Below are 7,769 nucleotides of genomic sequence, written 5' to 3' on the forward strand. Positions count from 1 at the left end.
TAGTTATTCAGAGATAATATTCCAAAAATAATTTCAGGACATTATTAGACGTTATAACCAACAAACTTGCATATAAAAAAGACAAGCACCTTGTGAGGGCTTGTCACAGATTGAAGACAAAGTCGTTAGAATTATATTTCTAACGGCTTTTTCATATGTAAAGTAGTATAATAGAGATAGGAATACTAGCTAATAAGCAGAAGGAGAATCGCTATGTTACACAAAGAAAATCCAGACTACAATCGCGGTCAATTTGGTTTCTACAGTTTAGATGACCTTGTTCCTCAAGATCATCTCCTTCGTCAAATAGAGGAAGCTATTGACTTCTCCTTTATCTATGACTTAGTCGCAGATAGCTATAGCGATGATACAGGGCGTCCTAGTCTTGACACTATTCTGCTCATTAAAATTCCAATCCTTCAGTGTCTCTTCGGCATTCGTTCCATGCGTCAAACCATTAAGGAAATCGAAGTCAACACTGCCTACCGTTGGTTTCTTGGTCTTCGACTGGATGATAAGGTGCCTCATTTCACTACCTACGGAAAGAACTATGTCCGTCGTTTTCAAGATAGACAAGTTATTGAAGGCATTTTCACCCATATCTTAGGTCTCTGCGTCAATGCAGGCTTCATAGATCCAACAGAAATTTTCATTGACGGTACCCATATCAAGGCTGCGGCGAATAATCGTAAATTCATCAATCGTGAAATTGAAAAGCAAGCCAAGTTTATGAGTGACCAGCTAGAGATTGAAATTAACAGGGATAGAGAAAAGCATGCAAAAAAGCCGCTAGGGCCCGCAAAAGAGGAGGGACCCATCACTAAGAAAATTTCTACAACTGACCCTGAAAGTGGCTGGTTTCATAAAGGGGACCATAAGGAAGTATTTGCTTATACAGCTCAGGTTGCTTGTGACAAGCATGGTTGGGCTCTGGCTTATAGCGTGGAGGCTGGCAATGTCCATGACAGCCAGGCCTTTCCTGTACTCTTCGCTAAACTCCAACCCTTTCAGCCTAGCTTTCTCGTTGCCGATTCTGGCTATAAGACCCCAAGTATCGCTCGCTTCCTCCTAGAACAAGAGATTACTCCAGTCTTTCCGTATACACGACCGAAAGGAAAGAAAGGGAAACTACGCTCGAAGGATTTTGTCTATGATGAATACTATGACTGTTATATCTGTCCTGAGAATCAGGTCTTAACCTATCGCACTACAACCAGAGAAGGTTATCGGGAATATAAGAGTGACTCAGCTATCTGTGCTACTTGTCCACTTCTATCAATTTGTACAGAAAGCAAGAACAAGCAGAAAGTGGTAACTCGACACATTTGGAAAGAGGCTTTAGAAAGCTGTGAAGAGATTCGGCACAGGAAAGGTATGAAGGAGCTCTACCAGAAGCGGAAAGAAACCATTGAACGCCTCTTTGGGACAGCCAAAGAGTACCACAATCTTCGTTACACAAGAGAGAAAGGCAAGTCCAAAATGGAGGATAAGGTTGGACTGACTTTGGCGTGTTTAAATCTCAAGAAATTGGTAAAAATGAGGGCAGGGAAGCCTTTTTATTTTGTCCAAATAGCCACTATTCTGGCAAAAAGACGGACTATCAGACCAATAAACAGAAAAAGACAAACATCAAGCGAGATGTTTGTCTTCATTCTGAGACAAGCACCTTGTGAGGGCTTGTCAATATTCTAAATAGAAAATTCTCCAGACTTCATCTCGATTTATAAATCTTCAAAGGCATCTTTTACCTTGTCAAAGAATCCTTTTTTATGGGGTTTGACATCAATATTTCCCGCTGCCGCAAATTCTTTAAGGGCTGCACGTTGGCGGTCATTCAAGCCTGTCGGAGTGACAATATTGACGGTCACATATTGGTCACCGATGGCACCACCACGGACACTTGGGGCACCTTTTCCTTTGAGTCGGAAGGTCTTACCAGTCTGGGTACCTTCAGGAATGACCATATCCACATCACCGTGAACTGTTGGTACATGAACAGTATCACCAAGTGCTGCTTGGACAAAGTTGAGGTCTAATTTATAGTAAATGGTTGTCCCTTCACGTTCAAACTTGTCTGATGCCTGAACTTGAACTACAACGTAAAGATCTCCGTATGGACCACCATTGAAACCAGCTTCCCCTTGACCTGCCAAGCGAATCCGTTGACCGGTTTCCACACCTGCTGGCACCTTAACCGTCACTGTATGGGCTTGTTTTTCATGACCAGTTCCATGACAGGTTGTACATGGGTCTTTGATTTGTTTTCCGCGACCATGACAGACATCACAGGTCATTTGACGGCGCATAGTTCCAAGCGGAGTTTGGGTGTCCACATTGATCACTCCAGAACCATGACAACGCCCACAGGTTACAGGACTTGTTCCAGGTTTGGCACCTGAACCTGTACAGGTTCGACAAGTTGCCTCACGGTTATAGGACACCTCACGTTCCACACCAAAAATCGCTTCTTCAAACTTCAAGTTGACCGCATACTGCAAGTCATCCCCTTGACGAGGTGCATTAGGATTGCGGGTCGCACCACCTCCGCCAAAGAAGCTAGAGAAAATGTCTTCAAAGCCACCGAAACCTGCTCCGTCGAAACCACCAAAACCACCTGCTCCACCACCGAAGCCTCCATTGGCTCCTGCAGGACCATATTGGTCATAGGCAGAACGTTTTTGCGGATCGCTTAAGGTTTCATAAGCCTCTTGGACCTCCTTGTATTTATCCTCCGCACCCGGATCCTTATTAATATCTGGATGGTACTTCTTCGAAAGCTTCCGATAAGCCTTCTTAATCTCGTCTGGCGAAGCATTCTTAGAAACACCAAGACGATCGTAAAATTCAGTATTGTTCATAGTTTATGATACAAAAGGCGTTAAGAAAACCGTATGAAAATAGGAAACTGACGCAGTGTGCCTAACACACTAGGAAGTTTATCTTTTTCACTAGGTTTTTAGCCTGTGTTCGAATTACCGAACTTGTATTCCTTTCTTTAGAGTATAGAAAGTCGCCCGTGTTCAGTTACGAACACTTTCCTTTCTGTAAAAGTTAGAAGGGTATTTACCCAAAAACAGAGGCTGGGTTGCAACCTCTGTGATTGGAAATTTTATTGACGAAATGATTTTATTCTCAGGATGATGAGAACTGAGTTCGAGCTAAGAACTTCGGAAAAAATGATTTTCCGAACCCTAGATACTCAAAGAAATTCAAGACTAGGCTTAGGCAACTGGACGAAGATTGAACTAGTGTCCATCAAGGAGAGTTAACGAAGCCTAGTGAAGAATTTCATAGCTCGGGATAAAAAGGTCTCCTGAACCATTTACGACGTGAGAAAACAAAGTCGATAATACTTTGTTTTCGAGCTAGTAAGACATCTAGGTTAGCCGCAATAGCGGTAACCGTTAACTGATGAGCTACTTTTAGTAGCCATCAGTTTTGGTATCCTCGCTTCCGAATCTCTCGACTCGGGCTAAAAACGTTCCCCGAACGTTTTTACTACTTCTCAGTAAACTCGCCGTCTACGACATCATCGCCTGCGTTGTTAGCTGTTTGAGCGCCTTCTTGACCTGCGGCTGCTTGTTGTGCTGCTGCTTGTTCATAGAGTTTCACTGCAAGGGCTTGGGCTTTTTCGTTGAGGTTTTCAAGTTTCGCTTTCATGTCGTCCAAGTTGTTAGCTTCTTGAGCTGCTTTCAACTCATCAAGAGCTGCTTGAGCTTGATCGCGTTCTGCGTCGAAGCCTTTGCCTTCTGTTTCTTTCAGAGTTTTCTCAGTCGCAAAGATTGCTTGGTCCACATCATTACGAAGGTCCACTTCTTCCTTACGTTTCTTATCTGCTTCTGCGTTTGCTTCTGCATCTTTCATCATGCGGTCGATTTCTTCATCTGTCAAACCTGAGTTAGATTGGATAACGATTGTTTGCTCTTTTTGCGTACCAAGGTCTTTAGCTTTTACAGAAACGATACCGTTCTTGTCGATGTCAAATGTTACTTCGATTTGTGGAATACCACGAGGTGCTGCAGGGATGTCAGTCAATTGGAAGCGGCCAAGAGTCTTGTTGTCCGCTGCCATTGGACGCTCACCTTGAAGCACGTGGATATCAACAGCTGGCTGGTTGTCTGCAGCAGTTGAGAAGACTTGTGACTTAGAAGTTGGGATGGTTGTGTTGCGGTCGATGAGTTTTGTAAATACACCACCCATTGTTTCAATACCGAGTGACAATGGAGTTACATCAAGGAGGACAACGTCTTTGACATCACCAGTGATGACACCACCTTGGATTGCCGCACCCATAGCAACAACTTCATCAGGGTTCACAGATTTGTTTGGCTCTTTACCAGTTTCAGCCTTAACAGCTTCTACAACGGCTGGGATACGAGTTGAACCACCGACAAGGATAACTTCGTCAATTTCTGACAAGCTAAGGCCTGCATCTGAAAGAGCTTGACGAACAGGAACTTTTGTACGTTCTACAAGGTCGTAAGTCAATTCGTCAAATTTTGCACGTGTCAATGTCATTTCCAAGTGAAGCGGACCTGCTGCACCTGCAGTGATGAACGGCAAGCTGATTTGAGTTGATGTTACACCAGAAAGGTCTTTCTTCGCTTTTTCAGCCGCATCTTTCAAACGTTGAAGGGCCATCTTGTCAGCTGACAAGTCGATACCGTTTTCTTTCTTGAACTCTGCTACCATGTGGTCGATAATCTTTTGGTCAAAGTCGTCACCGCCGAGCTTGTTATCACCTGCTGTTGCAAGTACATCAAAGACACCGTCACCTAGTTCAAGGATAGATACGTCGAAAGTACCACCACCAAGGTCGAATACCAAGATTTTTTCATCTTTGTCAGTCTTGTCCAAACCGTAAGCAAGGGCTGCTGCAGTTGGTTCGTTGACGATACGTTCTACTTCAAGACCAGCGATTTTACCAGCGTCTTTGGTTGCTTGACGTTGTGCATCGTTGAAGTAAGCAGGAACCGTGATAACGGCTTTAGTTACTTTTTCACCAAGGTACTCTTCAGCGTAGCCTTTCAAGTATTGAAGGATCATAGCTGAGATTTCTTGTGGTGTGTATTCTTTACCGTTTGCTGAAACTTTTTCAGAAGTTCCCATTTTTGATTTGATAGAGATAATGGTATCTGGGTTGGTTACTGCTTGGCGTTTTGCCGCGTCGCCAACGATGATTTCACCATTTTTGAAAGATACAACAGACGGAGTTGTGCGGTTTCCTTCTGGGTTTGCGATAATTTTTGATTCAGTTCCTTCAAGAACTGCAACTGCTGAGTTTGTTGTACCTAAGTCAATACCGATAATTTTAGACATGTGTGTTACCTCTTTTTTTAGTTTTCTTTTATTCATTCATAGTTTACCGTCATTGCAGACGAGGTTTTTTCATAGTTTTCGAGTAACTCTTGTCGCTTTAGCGACCTTAGAGTTACCGACACAAAGTTTGCCCAAGAGCTAGGAGCCTCGCGACGAAGCGATTGGTTGCAAACTACTGTGCATGACATTTCGGTCAAGTTTCTTTTTTGGGGGAGAATAGCAGAGCGGTCTTAGTGTTTCAGTTTACTTTTAGTACTAGGCAACGAGCCGAAGACAGTACTGGAGTACGGCAAGGCAAGTTAACGAAGTAATAAAAGATAAACTGGAAGACTAAGCTATTCAGATACCACTACCATAGCAGGTCTCAACAGACGTTCATGTAGTTTGTAGCCTTTTTGGAAGACTTGTGCAATGTGTTCTGCTGGGCAGTCGTCTGTGGCTGGAACAGTTTGAATGGCCATGTGAAGATTTGGGTCAAAGACATCGGTTGCGACTTCTTCCACCCCTTCTTCTTTGAGGGCCTGAATTAAACTTTCCTGTACCATTTCAAGGCCTTTTTTGACATCTTCTGTCAAACCTTCGACTTGAAGGGCACGTTCCAAGTTATCCAAGCTCGGCAAGATTTTCTTAGCCAAGTCTTGTGAACGGTAACGCTGAATGGTTTGGCGTTCCTCGTTGGCACGGCGTTGGATATTTTGCATTTCAGCATGGGCACGAAGGTACTTGTTTTCAAATTCCTCCGCACGCTCGTTTGCCAAATCCAATTCCGATTTTTCAGGTGTCTCCACAACTTCTTCTGTTGCTTCAACCTCTTCTACGATTTCTTCGTTTTTGATTTCTTCTGACAAAGCATTCTCCTTCTAATTGACTTCGTAATGATTACTACTTAAATATCTGTAATAATCGGTTAATTTCATAAATAGGACGCGGCTGATGATGTTGATTAAACTCATCTGCCTACGATAGTCCATATCAACAGGACCAAGCAAACTCATCTGAGCCATGCCCCGATAGGGGATAGGAAAGCGATGATGAATGACCGTCACATCTGCAAGGGCCGGGTCGCTGTGTTCCGCCACTGAAATGCTGGTCTGCTGGCCTGGAGCCAATCCCTGCCGCAACTCTGATGCTAATAGCTGTGCGCTATCCAAGAGCTGGTAGGTAGCTAGATTACCGTAAGTCAGCGAGGCGACCTTTCCACTGATGAAGACCGATTCTTGGAAAAGATTGGCAAAGATGTAATCCATGAGATCCAAGACATTGTCCGTCGTGGTAAAGTAACGCTGCACCACCTGGGGAATCTCCGTCCGCAGCTTGTAGTGGATTGCCAAGACCGTCTGGTCAACGAAGCGTTCATCTACCAAGCGTTTGAGCACTTCCAAGTCCCTGGTTAAAAAGTTCTTGGGAATAGCAAACTGGACAGTGACAGGTTTAGACTGATCCAAAGTCAAGACTGCCAGAGCATCGTGGCTACTGAGCTGCACGATGTCAAAGGAAGTCAGCTGCTGACTGGTCGGCTCCACATCTAAGATGACCGAGGTGTAGCCTGTCAAATCCGCTAGGACCTGACTTGCCCGCTCCAAGATGTCCTCCAGCTTGAAAGCTTCAAAATCGAAGGCCTTAACCACCTGATAAACATCTTCTTCATTGATGTGTTCCAAGTTGAGTGAGTGGTTGACAAAGTATTGAAAACCAGCCCGACTGGGCATCCGACCACTTGACGTGTGGGCCTTTTCTAGCAAGCCCAACTGCTCTAGCTTAGCCATATCATTGCGAATGGTAGCCGAACTAGAAGCAATCATCTCCTGCAAGGCCTTAGAACCAACCGGCTCATGATGGCGCGTAAACAATTCAACAATCAGATTCAAAATATCATTTTGACGTTGGGTAATCATCTCCGCTCCTTTCATGAACACTGTTTTAGTTACGCTCAATGAAAATCGACAGTAGCCTAGGAAGCGAGGCCGAATGTAGAACTGTGGTTCACAAAGGCAAGCTGACAACGGTTAGTGTTGATTTTCGAAGAGCGTTAGCACTCTATGATGTCGAGTGCTAACCTATATACTCCCATTATACGCCGAAAAAATGGATTGTCAAGAGAAAAAACCAAAAAATTAGCACTCTTTTGCTTAGAGTGCTAAAAATCAGTCTGAGGACCTAGTTACTCTTTTACCATACGATAAAAACGGATGCCTAGTAATAATAAAAGCGGAATATAAATGATAGAAATACCTAAGACAAAACCTGGACGCGAACGCAAACTTGTTCCCAGTAGAATGCCGTACAGTCCCAAAGATGGCAAATAGCGTCTTTGGAAGATTGTTTTCACAAACTCCACTTTATTTTCTCTATCACCATATAATTCAAGCTCTCCGGTTCTGTTGCAAAGTTTTAAATAAAGAATAAAATCCCTTACGGTATCTATGATTTAAGCTGGGATTCCCAATAAT

General features: G+C 43.7%; 4 protein-coding genes and 1 pseudogene. 1 reads left to right on the forward strand and 4 read right to left on the reverse strand.

The genetic code is table 11. The annotated features are described in order from the left end of the window. Positions 1-213 precede the first annotated feature (213 nt). Positions 214-1,673 (forward strand): annotated as a pseudogene (locus ACHBID_RS09015) (IS1182 family transposase). Between the two features lie 48 nt (positions 1,674-1,721). On the opposite strand, the gene dnaJ reads toward ACHBID_RS09015, so the two are convergent. The 4 genes from dnaJ to hrcA all read right to left on the reverse strand — a co-directional run bounded on the left by dnaJ (position 1,722) and on the right by hrcA (position 7,214). Further along, positions 1,722-2,858, reverse strand: coding sequence for a molecular chaperone DnaJ (gene dnaJ, locus ACHBID_RS09020; protein WP_105206372.1), 1,137 nt, complete (start codon positions 2,856-2,858; stop codon positions 1,722-1,724). Between the two features lie 640 nt (positions 2,859-3,498). Further along, the gene (gene dnaK, locus ACHBID_RS09025) at positions 3,499-5,319 is read right to left on the reverse strand and encodes a molecular chaperone DnaK (RefSeq protein ID WP_105206373.1); all 1,821 of its coding nucleotides are present in this window, start codon (positions 5,317-5,319) and stop codon (positions 3,499-3,501) included. Positions 5,320-5,654: 335 nt separating this feature from the next. Beyond that, entirely contained in the window at positions 5,655-6,167 is a 513-nt protein-coding gene (grpE, locus tag ACHBID_RS09030; RefSeq protein WP_002943082.1) for a nucleotide exchange factor GrpE, read from the reverse strand. A gap of 12 nt (positions 6,168-6,179) precedes the next feature. Further along, the gene (hrcA, locus tag ACHBID_RS09035; protein ID WP_394732176.1) at positions 6,180-7,214 is read right to left on the reverse strand and encodes a heat-inducible transcriptional repressor HrcA; all 1,035 of its coding nucleotides are present in this window, start codon (positions 7,212-7,214) and stop codon (positions 6,180-6,182) included. Between the last annotated feature and the right edge of the window lie 555 nt (positions 7,215-7,769).

The sequence above is a fragment of the Streptococcus sp. A25 genome (assembly GCF_043674095.1).
GTDB classification, from domain to species: domain Bacteria; phylum Bacillota; class Bacilli; order Lactobacillales; family Streptococcaceae; genus Streptococcus; species Streptococcus suis_V.

Bases quoted from the DNA above. Each gene is read 5' to 3' on its own strand.
- dnaJ (WP_105206372.1), bottom strand. From the start codon at position 2,858: ATGAACAATACTGAATTTTACGATCGTCTTGGTGTTTCTAAGAATGCT.
- hrcA (WP_394732176.1), bottom strand. From the start codon at position 7,214: ATGATTACCCAACGTCAAAATGATATTTTGAATCTGATTGTTGAATTG.
- dnaK (WP_105206373.1), bottom strand. From the start codon at position 5,319: ATGTCTAAAATTATCGGTATTGACTTAGGTACAACAAACTCAGCAGTT.